Source organism: Francisella sp. 19S2-4, assembly GCF_036281795.1.
Lineage (GTDB): Bacteria > Pseudomonadota > Gammaproteobacteria > Francisellales > Francisellaceae > Francisella.
In genome coordinates, this window is the sequence record NZ_JAWUZH010000014.1 from 1 (window position 1) to 16,838 (window position 16,838).

A 16,838-nucleotide genomic window follows, 5' to 3' on the forward strand; every position below is an offset into this window, starting at 1 on the left:
TTATTATCTTTATTATCTTTATTATCTTTATTATCTTTATTATCTTTATTATCTTTATTATCTTTATTATCTTTATTGTCTTTATTGTCTTTATTGTCTTTATTATTCTGCTGTTTCTTTTTCTGCTTTTCCAACTCTTTGGCTATTTCTAGATTACTTTTAGCATCTTCAAAATCTGGTCTTTTTTCAATAGCTTTTTTATAAGTATCAATAGCTTCTTTATACTGACCAAGATGAGTTAAAGCATTACCTTGATTATAAAGACCTTTAGCAGAGCTATCTTTTTTAAACTCTTGATACGCATTTTTATAATCGCCTGACTTATAATATGAAGCTCCTTTCCAATCACTATTTTCAAAAGCTACAGCAGCTTTCTTAGTATTACCACTATCATAGTAGCTCATACCCTGCTGATCTTTAGTCTGCCATAAATCATCCCACTTACTAGCAAAAGAAAAGCTTGGTATTAGTATTAAAATAAATATTAATTTCTTTAACGACATATTCTCTCCAAAACACCTCTTCTAAAGATAAAAACACTCAAAATACTTAATACCCATATAATATAAATACCATCATCTTGCCAGAAAATATTAGTTGAATCCTGTTTTGATTTTTTTGCTCCAACTCCTATTTTTTCTGATAGTAAGCTTTTAATATCTGCATTATTATTCGTCAAAGTTACTAATTTTCCATCTCCTGAATCTGCTAAAGATTTTAATTTCACAAGATTAACACCAAAATATTGAATATTACCCTTATCATCTTTAAGGTAGTTACCTGTTGCATCTTTAGCTATTCCTCCTTTGGGAGTACCTATCGCATACACATCAGTTTTTATACCTTTCTGAGCTAAATCTTTTGCTTCACTTATTGCTTTAGCTGAAGGTGTTGAGTCTGTTACTAAGATTATTTGTCCTTCTGATGCTCCTGCCTGTTCAATAAGTTCAGCTGATTTTTTCAATGCTCTTGTTATATTGTGTCCGTGAACTGGAACAATATTTGAGTTTAATACAGGAACTAAATTCGCAACAGTTTTTGCATCTGAAGTTAATGGAGTAACTACAAAGGGCTCACTAGAAAACACTAACATCCCAACTTGACCTTCTTTTATTCTCTTTAATATATCAAGAATCTTATACTTAGCCCGTTCAAGCCTACTTGGAGATATATCTGCAGTATCCATAGATTGAGAAACATCTAGTGCAATAACCCTTGAGATGTCTTTTTGATAGATAGGAATATCTTTATGTTTATATGTTGGTCCAGCCAGTGCAAATACTGCAATTATCCATAAAAATAAAAATGCTAAAGGAATTAGAGTTTTATTTGTTTTTGAATCTTGACCTATAGTCACATGCTCAAGCAAATGACTATCGCAATACTTACTCCAGCTATTAGATTTTGCTGAATTTTTAAAAAGCAATATCGTCAATATTATAACTGGTATCAAAGCCAGAAGCCACCAAGGTCTTAATAAATGAAAATCCATTTAGTGTCCTCCTCTGCGTTTTAGCCAAATACCAGCAAGTACAAAACTCAAAATCAATGCTAAGCCTAAACTCCAAGGATAAAGATATGTAACTGGCCTAACTATAGTTTTATCTAAATTAATTGGCTCAAGCTTATCTATATCTTTATATATATTTTTTAAATCACTACTATTTTGTGCTCTAAAATACTGACCTCCAGTCATCTTAGCTATTTCCTGCAGAGTCTCCGTAGCTAAATCCTCAGATGTATTTACTAATCTTTTTCCAAAAGCAGTTTGGATAAGCATTTGTCCGCCACCAAGGGCTATCGTGTATATTTTTATCCCATATTGTTTAGCTATCTCAGCTGCTTGAAGTGGTTGTAATAAACCCGCGGTATTATCACCATCTGTAAGCAATATAATAGCTTTTGAATCATTTGGATACGACTCTAGTTTTTTGATAGATAGGCCAAGAGCATCACCTATTGCTGTATTTGGACCTGCTAATGCAATACTAGAGTCATCGAGCATTTTTTTAACTGTGGGAATATCAAATGTCAGTGGAGTTTGTAAATACGCTCGCGTCCCAAATAGTACAAGCCCAACACGATCACCTTTTCGAGTATCTAAAAACTGATTTGCTACTCGCATAACCAGATCAAATCTTGACTCCATTTTTCCATCAGGTTTTTTCATATCTTCTATAGCCATACTTCCTGAAAGATCTATAGCCATCATCAAAGCTCTACCACTTTGTGGCATACTAATCGGCTTACCCAACCATTGTATTCCTGATCCGGAAATAATCAAAAGCAGCCAAATAGCCGCTAAAATATATTTAAAATAGTTAGCTTTTGAAAAATCATGCGCACTGTGTGTACCTAACTGCGATTGCAACTGGTCAAAAAAAGGTGTCTTCAAAGCTGACTGTTGGTTATTTTTAGCTCGAGGAAAAATCCAGTAAATTACTACTGGTAAAATAACTAAAACAAAAAACCAAGGATATTCAATATTTATCATATGACTCTCCTCAACCACTTTTCAGCTACGACCATTATTTCCTCAAAGGTTGCTCTATCTAGCTCTGTAGGTTTATAAGTATTCTCAAGAAGTCTTGCTTTAGTGGTTTCAAAGCTCTTATCTTCTATTTTTGAATCTAGAAACTCTAACCATTTTTCACCATATAATGTCTTTATCTCTTCACTTGGAAATTTCTGCAATGCAACTCTTTTTAGATAAACAGAGATGCTCTCTAAAACATGTGTCGGATTATTTTTGTAAACACTATCTACTTCTTGTTTAAATTCATCTATTATTGAATTTTTATATAAATCTTTCTTTTGCTTTATTCGCAGAATAATTAAACCCAAAATAATTCCTAGAATAATTAAACCCAAAACGATCCACCAACCATATGCTAATGGCCACCATTGCGAAACTCTATCAGGTAAATAGATATCTTTTAATTGCTCTAGTAGACTATTACTTTTCATAATTAGCTACCCCATAATTTATTGTTTTAATCAAATCATCATTTGTAGCAACTTCTATGAAACCTGTTTTATTCTTACGTGAAAAATCCTGTATAGCATCATGCCTACTTTTATAAATATTCGTATAAACTTTATTTTGTTTTTTACTTGCTGAATCTAAAACTACTCTTTGCTTACCATTACTAAAGTAGTAAGTATCTAAACCTGGCAAATCCTTTTCTATAGGATCATAACTAAATACATTAATCACAGAGTTTTTATTGCTCAATAATTTAAGATACCTATTTGCCTCTTCATCAAAACTACTAAAATCACTTATTACGACAACGATACTACTGCTACGAATCTTTGCATAAAGAAATTTTAATGCTTCAGCTAATTTCCGATCAGAAGATATCTGATATTTTTTATCATCATTTGCAACGAAATTGAACATTTTAACCAATGATGATTTATCCTGTTTTGCTGGGTAGAAATTATAGCCATTATCATCAAAGATAATTCCACCTACCTTTTCATGAGCCTCCAATGCTCCAAAACCTATCAAAGCAAGAGTATTTGTAGCTTTGACACTCTTAAAACATTCTCTAGTTCCAAAGTTCATAGTATTGCTTTGATCTAATACAAAGTATAGGCTTCTATCCCTTTCTTCATGGTAAACTTTGGTATAAGGTTTGCCTAATCTTGCAGTAAGAGCCCAATGCATTAAACGAATATCATCACCAGGCTGATAATGTCTAACCTCATCAAAATCCATGCCTCGACCTTTTGCTCGAGAGAGCTTATTACCAGCATTTGTTGAATTTACTCTTTGGTTAGCAAATAGCTTAAGTGCTTTAGTTTGATATCGAAACCTTAAAAGCTCTTGGACATCAGGTCTAACACCTTTAAAACTCTTCATGTAATTACCTTTTTATGGAATAGGAACAACCTTTAATAATTCAGTAATAACATCATCTGTTGTTACACCATCGACTTCAGCTTCAAAAGTTAATAATATCCTATGACGTAACACTTCATAAACAACAGCATGAATATCACTTGGTGAAACATAATCATGTCCTATAAGCCAAGCATGTGCTCTTGCAGCTCTATCTAATGCTATAGTTCCTCTTGGACTAGAGCCAAATGCTATCCATTTTTTAATATTTTTATTATATTTTGAAGGGTCTCTAGTAGCTAATATCAACTGAATAATATACTGCTCCACCGCTTCAGAAATTTTAATATTCAACACTTCTTTTTGAGCTTTAAAAATAGTATCTTGATGGATATTTGGATGTTTAAGCTTATGTCCTAATGCCTCTCCTCTACTTATAGCTAAGATTTTTGCTTCAGTTGCTGGATCTGGATATTCAATCTTAACAAACATCATAAATCTATCTAACTGAGCTTCTGGCAATGGATAAGTACCTTCTTGCTCAATTGGGTTTTGCGTCGCCATTACCATAAACAAATCAGATAAAGGATATGTTTGTTTACCTACTGTGATCTGCTTTTCACCCATAGCTTCAAGTAAAGCTGATTGAACTTTTGCTGGAGCTCTGTTTATCTCATCAGCTAAAAGCAAATTATGAAATAAAGGACCCGATTGGAATTCAAAACGCTGCTGTTGAGGTACATAGATTTCTGTACCTGTTAAATCTGCAGGTAAAAGGTCAGGTGTGAATTGTACCCTATGATATGAGCAATCTATACTTTCTGACAACGTCTTAATCGCTGTTGTTTTTGCTAAACCTGGAGCTCCTTCAACAAGAAGATGTCCACCAGCTAACAATGCTATAAGCAAACGTTTATTTAAGTTTTCTTGTCCTACGACGCGATTATTTAAAAACTCTAATAGCTCTTCAAATTGACTATATACAGACATCGATTTCCTCCCAAATCGTAAAACTCTTGATTAGAAGTATAGGGGCTATTACCGCTTTTTCAAGAGTTTAAACATCATATAGTTAATTTACAAAAAACAAATACTATTATAAAATTCCTATCGAGCTTATGAAAAAGGAGTTAATTAAGATGAAAAAATTTAAACTTTTAATAGCAGTTGCATTTGTTTCTGCTTCACTTGCAAGCTGTTCAAACAATGCTAGCTTATCTAATGACCTTAATAATACAGGCGACTCTATTGTTAGATTTGTAAACGGGACTTTCTCAGCTCAAATAGACAATACTGATGTAAATAGTGTTTATAATGCTACTAAGCTAGCTCTAAACAATAGTAAAATCTATAACATCACAAATAGTTCTATACATGAGAAATCTGCTGATATATCTGGAACTTTTGCAACAGATAAGAATTACTTTAATGAGTCAGGTGTTGACAACTTCAGCGTTAGAATAGTTCAAGATCAAGGTAACATCATTAATATATTTATAAAAATAGGTAAACTTGGTGATAAACAAGCATCTGTTGACCTACTTTCAAACATAAGAACAAATCTAGGTTTATAGTTTAATGTCTTCTAATATACCTCGTGTACTTTCTATACAATCACATGTGGCCTATGGCTACGCTGGAAATAAAGCCGCAGTTTTCCCAATGCAAAAGCTCGGCATAGATGTATCACCCATATACACTGTTCAACTATCAAATCATACTCAATATGATTTTTTTAAAGGATCTTTTTTTAATGCTAACGACATTCAGAATGTAATAGATGGTATGATGGCTAATAACTTTTTATCTAAACAAGATGCTATCTTATCTGGATATATTGGAGATCTTGAAATAGCAAAAGTTATTGCTAATACGGTTGCTGAACTTAAAGAAGAGAGTCCTAGTAGTTTATATTGCTGTGATCCTGTTTTTGGTGACAAGTATGATGATCAAGAGCAAGGTCATATTTTTGCATCTGAAGATCATCCTAGTATTTTTCTAGAACATTTATTGCCACTAGCTGACATTATTACTCCAAATCTATTTGAGCTAAGTGTTCTTGGTAATACTGAAATTAAAGACTATAGCGATATTGCTAAAGCATGTGAAAAACTAATTAAAATAACAAAAAACAATGAACTAGTAATTATTGTAACCAGTGTATCGTTTAGTCACTCAAAAACTGGCATAGCAATATATAACAAAGGAAATTTTTCACATATAGAATCTCCTAAATATAAAGTTCAACCTAAAGTTAGTGGCTCTGGAGATATAACAGCAGCTATGTTTCTAAGCTATTTATTAAAAGGGAAAAGCCTTGATGAAGCATTGAAGTCAGTTACACAATGCTTAGATGGGATCTTTAGAGTGACTCATGAATTAGATACAGATGAGCTAGCTCTCATACAGGCTCAGGAGTATATTAAGTAATGCAACGCTATAGCAAAATCACAGATGTACAAAAGTACAAACGTGAAATTGTACTTCTAAAAAGTCGTCCTTGTGCTTATGGCAAATGCACATTCTGTGACTATATATTAGATAACTCTAAAAATATTGATGAAATTAATAGCATAAATTTTGAAGTCTTAGAAAATATCACTGGTGAGTTTGGTATATTAGAGATCATAAATTCTGGAAATATCTTTGAACTACCATTACAAACAAAAAATCGTATCAAAGAAATTATAAAAGAGAAAAATATCAAACTGCTTTTTGTCGAAGCTCACTGGATGTATAAAGATCATCTACATAAAATCAAAGATACTTTTGAAACTGAAATTTTTATAAAAACTGGGCTTGAAAGCTTTGATTATAATTTTAGAGAAAATCTTTTAAATAAAGGTTTTCATCATGACTCACCAGAGCAGTTAAGCAGGTTATTTGATTCTGTTTGTCTATTAATAGGTGTACAAGGACAAACTAAAGAAATTATTAGGAAAGATATTGAGATAGCAAAAAACCACTTCCAACATACCACTCTTAATCTATATGTTAATAACACAACCAATATCAAAGCTGATGAGAGTTTAAAGGAATGGTTCTTAGATGAATATAAGCATCTCTTTAATGATCCTCAATTTGAAATACTTGTCGATAATACAGATTTTGGTGTCGGTGATTAGTTTCTATATCATAATTTTAAGAAAGATGTTAATCTTAAATAATCTTTTATTAAAAAAATATTAAGTTTTACATGAAATATTCTGTTACAGAAATTTCTCAACAAATAAATGGGAAATTAATAAATCCATCAAATAAAGATGTCTTAATCTCAGGGTTGAACTATGCAACTCTTGCTAAGCAAGATGATTTAACTCTTATAAATAAATATGAGCACATAAGATTATGGGAAAATTCTAATGCCTCTGCGGCAATTGTTAGTGAAGATATAAGTAAAGATCTACTAGATATAAATGATAAACCTTTAATAATTGTAAAAAATGCAGATCTTGCAATGGCTATAACCCTAGAATTATTTTCTGAGCCTAATCCTGAACAAAATGGCATACACGAGAAAGCTGTAATAGATCCAACAGCTCAAATAGGTAAAAATGTATCTATTGGACCAGGAGCCTATATTGGTAAAAATGTATCTATTGGTGATAATACGATAATATACGCTAATGTATGTATTTATGACCAAACTAGTATCGGACAGAATTGCATAATATGGCCAAATGTAACAATTCGGGAAAGAACTGAAATAGGACACTTTTGTAGACTATATTCAAACTGCTCCATTGGGAGTGATGGTTTTGGTTATAGACCATCACAAGATGGTAAAAGTATTGTTAGAATACCCCATATTGGTAATGTAGTAATTGGCAGCTATGTTGATATTGGTTCTGGTACTTGTATAGACCTTGCAAAATACGGCTCTACTATAATTGGTGATTTTACAAAAATAGATAATCTAGTCCAAATAGGTCACAATGTTATCATTGGAAGAGGTTGCATGATCTGTGGCCAAGCAGGAATTAGTGGTTCAGTTACTATTGGCGACGGGGTTGTAATTGCTGGTAATGCTGGTATCAAAGATCATATTAATATCGGTAGTGGTGCTAAAGTTGGTGCTAAAGCTGGTGTTATGTGGGATGTCCCTGCAGGGGAGAGTCAAATGGGCTATCCTGCATACAAAGATAAAGAGCTAGCAAAACAATGGATTGCTATTAGAAAATTACCTGAAACAATGAAAAAGCTTAAAGCAATAGCAAAAAGCTTAAATATAGACTTATAACTCTAAGCTTACTTATCCAAAAGTTAAACAAATCAAAGTAATCACAACTATAGAAAATTTAAATACAGTTTTTGCAAAAACTCTATCTTCATCTTGTATGTATGACTTAGCAGATTTATATAACCAAAAAATCGCTATTAACATACATATAACAAATGATACCCGATCAGCCGTACCTAACATTGTTGGTAAAGCACATGATATTACAAACAAAACCAAATACATAAGCATAATTTTCTTTGTACATACTACACCTTTCACTAATGGTAACATTGGAAGATTAACTTTCTTATAGTCATCCATATATAACATAGCTATAGCAAATGAGTGAGGTATTTGCCAAAAAAATAAAATTAGAAATAATCCCAGAGCATTATAGTCTAAATGATTAACAACTGCTGTATACCCAGCCACTGGAGGAATAGCACCAGAGATACCACCTAAGATAGTAGCATGGATAGTGATACGCTTAGATACTGTATAAATACCCACATACACGATAAAGCCAATTATAATAATCCATAGAGTCAAAAGATTAACAAGATAGTACAAAACAGCACAGCTAAGTATCAACAATATTGAACCATAAATAGTCGCTTGTATAACTGAAATATCTCCAGTAACTAACGGACGATTTTTTGTGCGTACCATAGCACTATCAATATCTTTATCATAGATATTATTAAATACACAGCCTGCTGCAATCATTAAAGCAACGCCCAGCATCACATAAAAAAATAGTGCTAAATGTTCAACACCAATTTCTCTATGCGTTGCCAGTAGAAAGCCTCCAGTAAGAGTAATTAAGTTACCAAAAATAATACCTGGCTTAGTTAACTGGAAATATTTTTTAAAAGACATCATAAAAGAAATTTAATTAAGAATTACATCATCATGTCATACAAGTCAAACATGATCCACATAGTACCTGCAACCACAATTACTACAATAATAGCCGCAAATATAGCACTTATTAAATTCCAGCGCGCCTTAGAATCTGTATTAAGATGAAGGAAATATACTAACTGAATAAAAAGCTGCGCAACAGCTAAGATTGCCACGGCAATACATAATGCAACAGGAGGCAATAAGCTAAATCCAACCAGTACAAAAGCTATTGTTGTCGTTATAATAGATAACACAAAACCCATTATATAGCTTCTATAAGATCCGTATGCAGCACCAGTATCATGGTCATATAAATGTTCTTTAGTCATATTATACTGCTCCTAATAAGTAAACTATTGAGAATACAAATATCCATACGATATCTAAGAAATGCCAGAATAGTCCTAAATAAGTAAGCTTTGTCTTAGCCATCGGATTCATACCGTATTTTTTAAGCTGAAATATCATACTTACAATCCATAAAAGCCCCATTGTTACATGTAACCCATGAGTCCCTACAAGAGTGTAGAAAGATGATAAAAACGCACTTGATGACCAAGTATGACATTCCATTACTAGCTCATAAAACTCATATACTTCCATACATATAAAGCCTAGACCCAGAAAAAAGGTTACCCACAAGAATTTTATAACTTTACCAATATCATTAGAGTTACGGTTAAGCATTGCCAAACCAAATGTAAAGCTACTTACCAATAAAAGCATAGTTTCTACAAATACAAAAGGTAGATTAAAAATCTCGTGTGAAGCTACCCCACCAAAAGTGTGCTCATGAAAAACTGCAAACACTGCAAACAGTGTTGCAAAAAGCACACAGTCACTCATTATATAAATCCAAAAACCAAATACACTCTTAGAACCATCAAAATGATGTTCATGGTGATGATTTTCTACAGTTACTGTACTCATACGCGTAACTCTCCTTGTTGATTATATTTATTTTCAACATCTTTAACTTCATCAGCTTTCACATAGTAATCAATATTATAATCAAATGATCTATATAGAACTGTGCCTATCATACCAACTACACCTACTGCTACTAACCACCAGATATGCCATACTGCAGCAAAACCAAATACAAAACTAAATGCTCCAATGATAACTCCTACTGAGGTATTTTTTGGCATATGGATATCTTCATATTTTTTATCACTAGTCAGTGGTTTATTATCAACACCTAAACCTTTTTCTTTATGATCCCAATAAGCATCACGCTCTTCGACAACTGGATCATGTGAGAAGTTATAAAAAGGTACTGGTGACGGAATACCCCACTCTAAAGTACGTCCATAACCCCAAGCATCTGAACCAACACGATTTTTTTCTCTATCTTTAATACTTACAAGAATTTGTAAAACTTGGAATAAAATACCCAAACCGATAATCATTGCACCAACCCATGCAACAATTAGTAATGACTGATAACCAGTTGATGCTGAGTAATGATATAGTCTTCTTGTCATACCCATCATACCTAATATGTATAAAGGCATAAATGCAACAAAGAAACCTACTAGCCAACACCAAAAAGCATATTTACCTAAGCGCTCATTTAACTTAAAGCCAAATACTTTCGGGAACCAGAATGTAAGGCCTGCAAAAGCTCCAAATACAACACCCCCAATGATAACGTTGTGGAAGTGAGCGATTAAAAATACACTATTATGCATTTGGAAATCAACACCTGGCACTGATAATAATACACCTGTCATACCACCAACAGAGAAAACTATCATAAAACCTATAAGCCACATCATAGGTGTTGCAAATGTTATACGACCTTTATACATAGTAAATAACCAGTTAAAGATCTTAACTCCTGTTGGAATTGCAATAATCATTGTCATAATTCCAAAGAAAGCATTGACATTTGCACTAGCTCCCATTGTAAAGAAATGGTGAAGCCAAACTGTAAATGACAATATAGTAATAGCTATACTTGCCCAAACCATAGTTGTGTACCCAAATAGAGGCTTCTTAGAAAAAGTTGCTGCAACTTCTGAAAATACCCCAAACATAGGTAATACAAGAATATAAACTTCAGGATGTCCCCATATCCAAATAAGGTTTACATACATCATTTGGTCACCACCACCTGAAACTGTAAAGAAGTGCGTGCCAAAATATCTATCTAATGTTAGTAACGTCAAAGTTACTGTTAATACAGGGAATGCTGCTATTACTAAGATAACAGAACAAAGAGATGCCCATGTAAATATTGGCATTTTCATTAAAGTCATGCCTTTACAACGCATTTTGATAATGGTTACAAAGAAGTTAATACCTGTCATTAATGAACCAATACCCGATATCTGTAGCCCCCATATATAATAATCTGTTCCGACGGTTGGACTATAGGTCATTTCAGAAAAAGGTGGATATGCAAGCCATCCAGCATGAGCAAAATCTCCCACTAATAAAGAAACGTTTATTAGCATAGCCCCTACAACAAACAACCAAAAACTTAAAGAGTTCATATATGGGAAAGCTACATCTCTAGCACCAATTTGAAGAGGAATTACCCAATTCATTAATGCAAATACTAAAGGCATGGCCACAAAAAAGATCATAATCACGCCATGAGCTGTGAATATCTGATCAAAATGCTCTGGAATTAAATAACCTGTACTATCACCAGAGGCTAATGCTTGCTGAGTTCTCATCATTGCTGCATCAACAAAACCTCGGAACATCATAACTAATGCTACGATAGTATACATCGTACCTATTTTCTTATGATCGACAGTTGTAAACCACTCTCGCCATAAATAACCCCATTTTTTAAAATAAGTAATGCCTCCTAATAGTGCCACACCTCCAAATACAACACCAATAAACATCACAAGTATAATCAACTGCTGGCTTACTGGCTCGTATAGGTATGGAAACACTAAATGAGGATTACTTAGTTTCCCAATCAATGCTTCTAGCATACTTTTCTCCTATTTATAAACTACTATTTACTAATTACATACCATGGTTATGATGCATAGTGCTATGCATTGCTTGCCCATGATGCATACTATGCATTCCATTAGCCATACTTCCTGGCTCATAATTTGGCATCATATATGACATAACAATATGATTAAATAAATTCTTATCAACATGAGAGTAGTATGCTACTGGATTATTTATAGAATCTTTAACAAGATCTTTCCAGAAATAATCCCATGTCAATGATTGATGCTTACCATCTTTAACTTCTTTAACCCATTTATCAAAGTCTGTTTGGTTAGTCACTTTGGCATAAAACTGCATCTCAGCAAAACCTATACCTGTATAGTTTGCAGAAAAGCCTCTATATTTCCCTTCATGCTCAGCAATTACATGCAATTGAGTCGTCATACCTGTCATCGCATATATTTGCCCTGCAAGCTCCGGAATAAAGAAAGAGTTCATTGGTGCTGCCGATGTTATTTTGAAATTAATTGGACGATCTTTAGGTATTTCAATATAGTTAACTGTTGCTATACCATAATCAGGATAGATAAACATCCATTTCCAATTCAAAGCTACCACATCAATCTCTACAGGTTTCTTATCTGACTCTAAAGGTTTATATGGGCTAAGTGTGTGTGTTGTTTTCCATGTAACAATAGACAATATCAAAATTATTACAAACGGCACACCCCAACAGATTATTTCCAACTTATTACTATGACTCCAAGTAGGTTTATACTCAGAATTTGCTCCATCTCTATATTTCCAAGCAAACCAAAGTGTTAAAATAATAACTGGGATAACCACAAAAAGCATAATGACAGTCGCAAATATTAGCAAATGCTTTTCTTGCGATGTAATAACGCCCATTGGATTCCAAATACCACCTTTACAACTAGATAAAGATAGTACTCCCAATATACTTGCAAATATTAGTAAGTATTTTTTCCAATTCATCAACACATTCCTTTTAAATTATAATTACATATTAATTGTTTTATTTCTAAGCACATACTTTACCAAGTAAGTATAATAATATTACATAACTATGAAAAAAAACTCACTAATTAATAATTTTTTTCAATGTTTTAATATAGGTATATATTCGATATACTCATCAATATTTTATTACAAATAAATATTTTCAATGTATAACAAAGAATTAAGAACCACTATTAATATCTCTCTTATATATAGTTTTAGAATGATTGGACTATTTATTATTTTCCCAATATTTAGCTTGTATATTAATCATTTACAGTATGCAACGCCCTTTTTAATAGGCTTAGCCCTAGGTGTTTATGGACTAAGCCAAGCTATGCTACAGATTATATTAAGCATTTTGTCAGATAAATTTGGTCGTAAGCCTATTATTCTAGTTGGTTTAGTATTTTTTATTATTGGTAGCATTGTCGCAGCCTGCTCAACTACTATTTATGGAATAATAATTGGTCGAGCTATACAAGGTGCTGGGGCGATAGGAAGTACGCTAACTGCATTAGTTGCTGACTCTACAAAAGAAGAAAATCGTCTTAAAGCAATGTCTCTCATCGGAATGTCTATTGGTTTTTCATTCTTAATAGCTATGATGGTAAGTTCGATATTAAATAGCATTGTCGGACTATCTGGCATTTTTTGGCTAACTGCAATATGTGGAGTTATTAGTATATTTATATTAACAAAAATACCCACACCAAAAACACCAAGCTTCCATCATGAAGCAAAGCCTGTTTTAACACTTATTAAGCATATAATAACTGATAAAGAACTTCTTAAACTTAACTATGGCATATTCACTTTACATGCTACGCTTACAGCCTTGTTTATAGTAATTCCTCCTATTCTAACAAATGTATTACAAATATCTTCTGATTATCAGTGGCTTATATATCTTCCCGTATTAATCATCTCTTTCAGTATGATGTTTCCTTTTGTTATGATTGCTGAAACACAACGTAAAATGAGAAAATTCTTTATCCTTGCTGTTTTAATTTTGAGCTGCTGTCTAGGGCTTTTAATTATAGGCTACAAACATACTATAGTTTTAAGCATAGTTCTGACTTTTTTCTTTGCTGCATTTACATTCTTAGAGTCATGTCTACCTTCATGGGTATCAAAGATAGCTCCTGTTGGAAGTAAAGGAACAGCTATGGGTATTTTCTCAAGTTGCCAATTTTTTGGTATATTTATTGGAGGAGTAGCAAGCGGAATAATATTCCATAAATTTCACATATCTGGTGTTTTAACATTCTGTTCAATTTTAGCTCTTCTATGGTTTTTAGTCACATTAGTAATGGCCGAGCCAACTTATTTAAACTCAAAGGTTTATAAACTTGATAAAATAACTCCAGAACTAGAAAAAAAATTAAAAAAAATAATTTCATCTGAAAGTGGAGTATATGAATCTGTAATATGTTTGAAAGAAAATGCAATATACATAAAAATTGATAAAAAAGAGTTTGATGAAAATTTATTTATCAAAAAAATAAATTTTGTCTGTTAGATTAAACCCCTTATTGCATAAATCTGACTTAATTCTAACTCCATCCAGTTATTTCATACCCCTCATCCTTCATACAAAATCTTATAAAAATTTTTCATTTTCTTCTGTATTAGAAAAACTACTAATTGAATCATCATCTGCTATTGACCCAGCATTTGACTTACCGGACAAACCTCTACCCACAATTACTGCCAAATTTAAGGTTTCAAGGTCCAAAACCATTAGATCATTGTCTTTTTCATCACCTATCATGTTATCTTTAGCTTTCTTTTCACATATTTCATAATATTCTTAACAATCCATTTTAAAACGAGTTACTACTAAAAAAAATTTTATTGTTGCAATCATTAAAATACTTCCAAAAACCTTATCATGCATATAAATATTACTTTATCTCTCAACACTCTGTTCAATTGAAACTAAACTATACCATTTTGGTATAGTGAAATCCTTTATTTTCAATGCTTTCAGGCATATTTATTTTTTGATTTGAGCAATTAATATGTTACAATTTACGCGTATAGTTAAAGGTTAGGAAAAAATGACTAACTAATTGCAAGCCAGTTTTTCTTTCCTAATTTCTATTTTTAGAAAAAAGTAACCTTCGTTACTCGAATATCAATAAGGAGAAGCAACATTATGTTACCAACGCTCATGTCTGTTGACTTAGCAAGATTGCAGTTTGGTCTAACAGCATCATTTCACTTCTTATTTGTTCCTTTAACATTAGGACTAACGTGGATTTTATTCACAATGGAACTAATGTATATAAGAACAGGTAAAGAAGTTTATAAAGACATGGTGAAGTTTTGGGGTAAATTACTTGGAATAAACTTCGCTCTAGGAATTATCACTGGTCTAACCATGGAATTTGAATTTGGTACCAACTGGTCATACTACTCGCAGTCAGTAGGTGATATATTTGGTACTCCTCTAGCTATCGAAGGTATGGCAGCATTTATGCTTGAGTCAACTTTTGCTGGTTTATTCTTCTTTGGTTGGGATAAATTATCGAAGAAACAACATTTACTTTCAACATTCTGTTTAGCTATCGGATCTAGCTTCTCAGCATTACTGATTCTTGTTGCAAATGGTTATATGCAGCATCCAGTTGGTTCTGAGTTTGTAGCTTCAACGATGAGAATGGAAACAGTTAGCTTATTAGATGTATTCTTAAACTCTACTGCTCAATCAAACTTTGGGCATGTGATTACAGCGGGATACACTACTGGTGCAACTTTTGTTATAGGTATTAGTGCATACTACCTACTTAAAGGCCGTGATATTGCGTTTGCCAAGAGATCTTTGGCTGTTGGCTTAGGCTTTGGTATCGTAGCTTGTACTATGGCTATATTCTTTGGTGATGCTAATGGACAAGATGCTTGGAAAGTTCAACCATTAAAAATGGCTGCTATTGAAGCTGAATGGGATACTTCCCCAGCTCCAGCAGCATTTAATGCTATAGGATTTCCTGATCAAGAAGCTCAAAAGAATAATTTCAACATAGAAATCCCTATGGCTCTTGGTCTAATAGCTACACATACAACAACTGCCGATGTTCCTGGTGTTAAAGCTATACTGTACGGAGAGATGGTAAATGGTAAAAGAGATCCTAACCTAGCTTACTACAGAAATATCAAAACAGGTGAGACTGCTGATGTTTCCCCAGCTGTAGCTGCTGCTAACCCTCAAAAATATGAGAAAGTTCCTGCTGCTACTGTAATGATTAGAGATGGTGGTCTTGCTTATGCTGATCTTCTAAAATGGAGAGAGTCTGGTCACAAAGGTGATACTCCTGATAGTAGTTATACAAATTATAACAATCCTCAATATCAAAGATATATGGGCTTTGGTAAGCTACTTGTTCAAGTTGCTCAAGAGAAATATGGTAAGGCTGACTCTGCTTCAATCGCTAAATTAGCTAATAATCCAGAAATTGTAGAGCAAGTTGCAACAAATATGGTTCCTGATGTATGGGGTATCTTCTGGACATTTAGAATAATGGTAGGAATTGGTTTCTTACTATTTATACTAATGGTTGTTGGTTTAGTGCTTTTAGCTAGAAACTCTCTTGGCAATACTAAATTCAGTAAACTTTTCTTAAGAGTTATGCCTTGGGTAATTCCACTACCATTTATTGCTTGTGTATGTGGATGGTTTGTAACTGAGCATGGTCGCCAACCTTGGACTGTTTATGATCAGCTACCTACAAGCATAAGTTCATCAGCTTTAACAGCTGGTGATGTTGGTACTTCTATGCTGATATTCTTGCTGATAGATACTTCTCTATTTGCAGTATTACTATTCTTAATGTTTAAGTATGCAAAACTTGGACCTAGCTCACTAGGCTCTGGTAAGTATCACTTTGAACAAAATAACAAAGATAAATAAGG

Annotated in this window: 18 protein-coding genes; 6 read left to right on the forward strand and 12 right to left on the reverse strand. The window is 32.9% G+C overall.

The window, feature by feature from the left end; translation table 11 throughout:
- The 6 genes from R8535_RS04415 to R8535_RS04440 all read right to left on the reverse strand — a co-directional run.
- Positions 1-503, reverse strand: a 503-nt coding sequence (locus R8535_RS04415) for a tetratricopeptide repeat protein (protein ID WP_329496942.1), incomplete at its 3' end; no start/stop codon positions are given.
- Positions 494-1,492, reverse strand: a complete 999-nt coding sequence (locus R8535_RS04420) for a vWA domain-containing protein (RefSeq protein ID WP_329496940.1) — start codon at positions 1,490-1,492, stop codon at positions 494-496. The genes R8535_RS04420 and R8535_RS04415, both read right to left, overlap by 10 nt.
- On the reverse strand, positions 1,493-2,494 hold the full coding sequence (locus R8535_RS04425; RefSeq protein WP_329496938.1) for a VWA domain-containing protein: 1,002 nt from the start codon (positions 2,492-2,494) through the stop codon (positions 1,493-1,495). It lies immediately after the preceding gene.
- On the reverse strand, positions 2,491-2,967 hold the full coding sequence (locus R8535_RS04430; protein WP_329496936.1) for a DUF4381 domain-containing protein: 477 nt from the start codon (positions 2,965-2,967) through the stop codon (positions 2,491-2,493). Before R8535_RS04430 ends, R8535_RS04425 begins: the two co-directional genes overlap by 4 nt.
- Positions 2,957-3,868 carry a DUF58 domain-containing protein gene (locus tag R8535_RS04435; RefSeq protein ID WP_329496934.1) on the reverse strand — a complete coding sequence of 304 codons (912 nt, stop codon included), beginning with the start codon at positions 3,866-3,868 and terminating at the stop codon, positions 2,957-2,959. Before R8535_RS04435 ends, R8535_RS04430 begins: the two co-directional genes overlap by 11 nt.
- Positions 3,869-3,880: 12 nt before the next feature.
- Entirely contained in the window at positions 3,881-4,837 is a 957-nt protein-coding gene (locus R8535_RS04440) for an AAA family ATPase (RefSeq protein ID WP_329496932.1), read from the reverse strand.
- A 149-nt stretch (positions 4,838-4,986) separates the two neighbouring features.
- Here R8535_RS04440 and R8535_RS04445 point away from each other — a divergent pair, with 149 nt between their 5' ends.
- The 4 genes from R8535_RS04445 (at position 4,987) to lpxD (ending at position 8,087) form a co-directional block, all read left to right on the forward strand.
- A complete protein-coding gene (locus tag R8535_RS04445) occupies positions 4,987-5,421 on the forward strand; it encodes a DUF3568 family protein (RefSeq protein WP_329496931.1) in 435 nt (144 codons plus the stop codon).
- Between the two features lie 4 nt (positions 5,422-5,425).
- Positions 5,426-6,277 carry a pyridoxal kinase gene (gene pdxY, locus R8535_RS04450; RefSeq protein WP_329496929.1) on the forward strand — a complete coding sequence of 284 codons (852 nt, stop codon included), beginning with the start codon at positions 5,426-5,428 and terminating at the stop codon, positions 6,275-6,277.
- Entirely contained in the window at positions 6,277-6,972 is a 696-nt protein-coding gene (locus tag R8535_RS04455; RefSeq protein WP_329496927.1) for a radical SAM protein, read from the forward strand. Before pdxY ends, R8535_RS04455 begins: the two co-directional genes overlap by 1 nt.
- A gap of 71 nt (positions 6,973-7,043) precedes the next feature.
- On the forward strand, positions 7,044-8,087 hold the full coding sequence (gene lpxD, locus R8535_RS04460; RefSeq protein ID WP_329496925.1) for a UDP-3-O-(3-hydroxymyristoyl)glucosamine N-acyltransferase: 1,044 nt from the start codon (positions 7,044-7,046) through the stop codon (positions 8,085-8,087).
- A gap of 12 nt (positions 8,088-8,099) precedes the next feature.
- On the opposite strand, the gene cyoE is transcribed toward lpxD, so the two are convergent.
- The 5 genes from cyoE to cyoA are packed head-to-tail and all read right to left on the reverse strand — an operon-like array spanning position 8,100 to position 12,899.
- Positions 8,100-8,948, reverse strand: coding sequence for a heme o synthase (cyoE, locus tag R8535_RS04465; RefSeq protein ID WP_329496951.1), 849 nt, complete (start codon positions 8,946-8,948; stop codon positions 8,100-8,102).
- A 23-nt stretch (positions 8,949-8,971) separates the two neighbouring features.
- Positions 8,972-9,304 (reverse strand): cytochrome o ubiquinol oxidase subunit IV, encoded by a 333-nt coding sequence (gene cyoD / locus R8535_RS04470; protein ID WP_329496923.1) that lies wholly within the window; start codon positions 9,302-9,304, stop codon positions 8,972-8,974.
- A gap of 1 nt (position 9,305) precedes the next feature.
- Positions 9,306-9,905, reverse strand: a complete 600-nt coding sequence (gene cyoC, locus R8535_RS04475) for a cytochrome o ubiquinol oxidase subunit III (protein WP_329496922.1) — start codon at positions 9,903-9,905, stop codon at positions 9,306-9,308.
- Complete coding sequence (gene cyoB / locus R8535_RS04480) at positions 9,902-11,932, reverse strand: cytochrome o ubiquinol oxidase subunit I (protein WP_329496921.1); 2,031 nt, start codon at positions 11,930-11,932, stop codon at positions 9,902-9,904. The genes cyoC and cyoB overlap by 4 nt, the downstream gene beginning before the upstream one ends.
- Before the next feature lie 34 nt (positions 11,933-11,966).
- The gene (gene cyoA, locus R8535_RS04485; RefSeq protein ID WP_329496920.1) at positions 11,967-12,899 is read right to left on the reverse strand and encodes a ubiquinol oxidase subunit II; all 933 of its coding nucleotides are present in this window, start codon (positions 12,897-12,899) and stop codon (positions 11,967-11,969) included.
- A gap of 190 nt (positions 12,900-13,089) precedes the next feature.
- Here cyoA and R8535_RS04490 point away from each other — a divergent pair, with 190 nt between their 5' ends.
- A complete protein-coding gene (locus R8535_RS04490; RefSeq protein WP_329496918.1) occupies positions 13,090-14,445 on the forward strand; it encodes an MFS transporter in 1,356 nt (451 codons plus the stop codon).
- 81 nt (positions 14,446-14,526) lie between these two features.
- Here the strand turns inward: R8535_RS04490 and R8535_RS04495 are convergent, their stop codons facing one another.
- Positions 14,527-14,697, reverse strand: coding sequence for a hypothetical protein (locus R8535_RS04495; RefSeq protein WP_329496916.1), 171 nt, complete (start codon positions 14,695-14,697; stop codon positions 14,527-14,529).
- A gap of 387 nt (positions 14,698-15,084) precedes the next feature.
- Between R8535_RS04495 and R8535_RS04500 the strand changes: the two genes are divergently transcribed.
- Positions 15,085-16,836, forward strand: coding sequence for a cytochrome ubiquinol oxidase subunit I (locus tag R8535_RS04500; protein ID WP_329496914.1), 1,752 nt, complete (start codon positions 15,085-15,087; stop codon positions 16,834-16,836).
- Positions 16,837-16,838 lie beyond the last annotated feature (2 nt).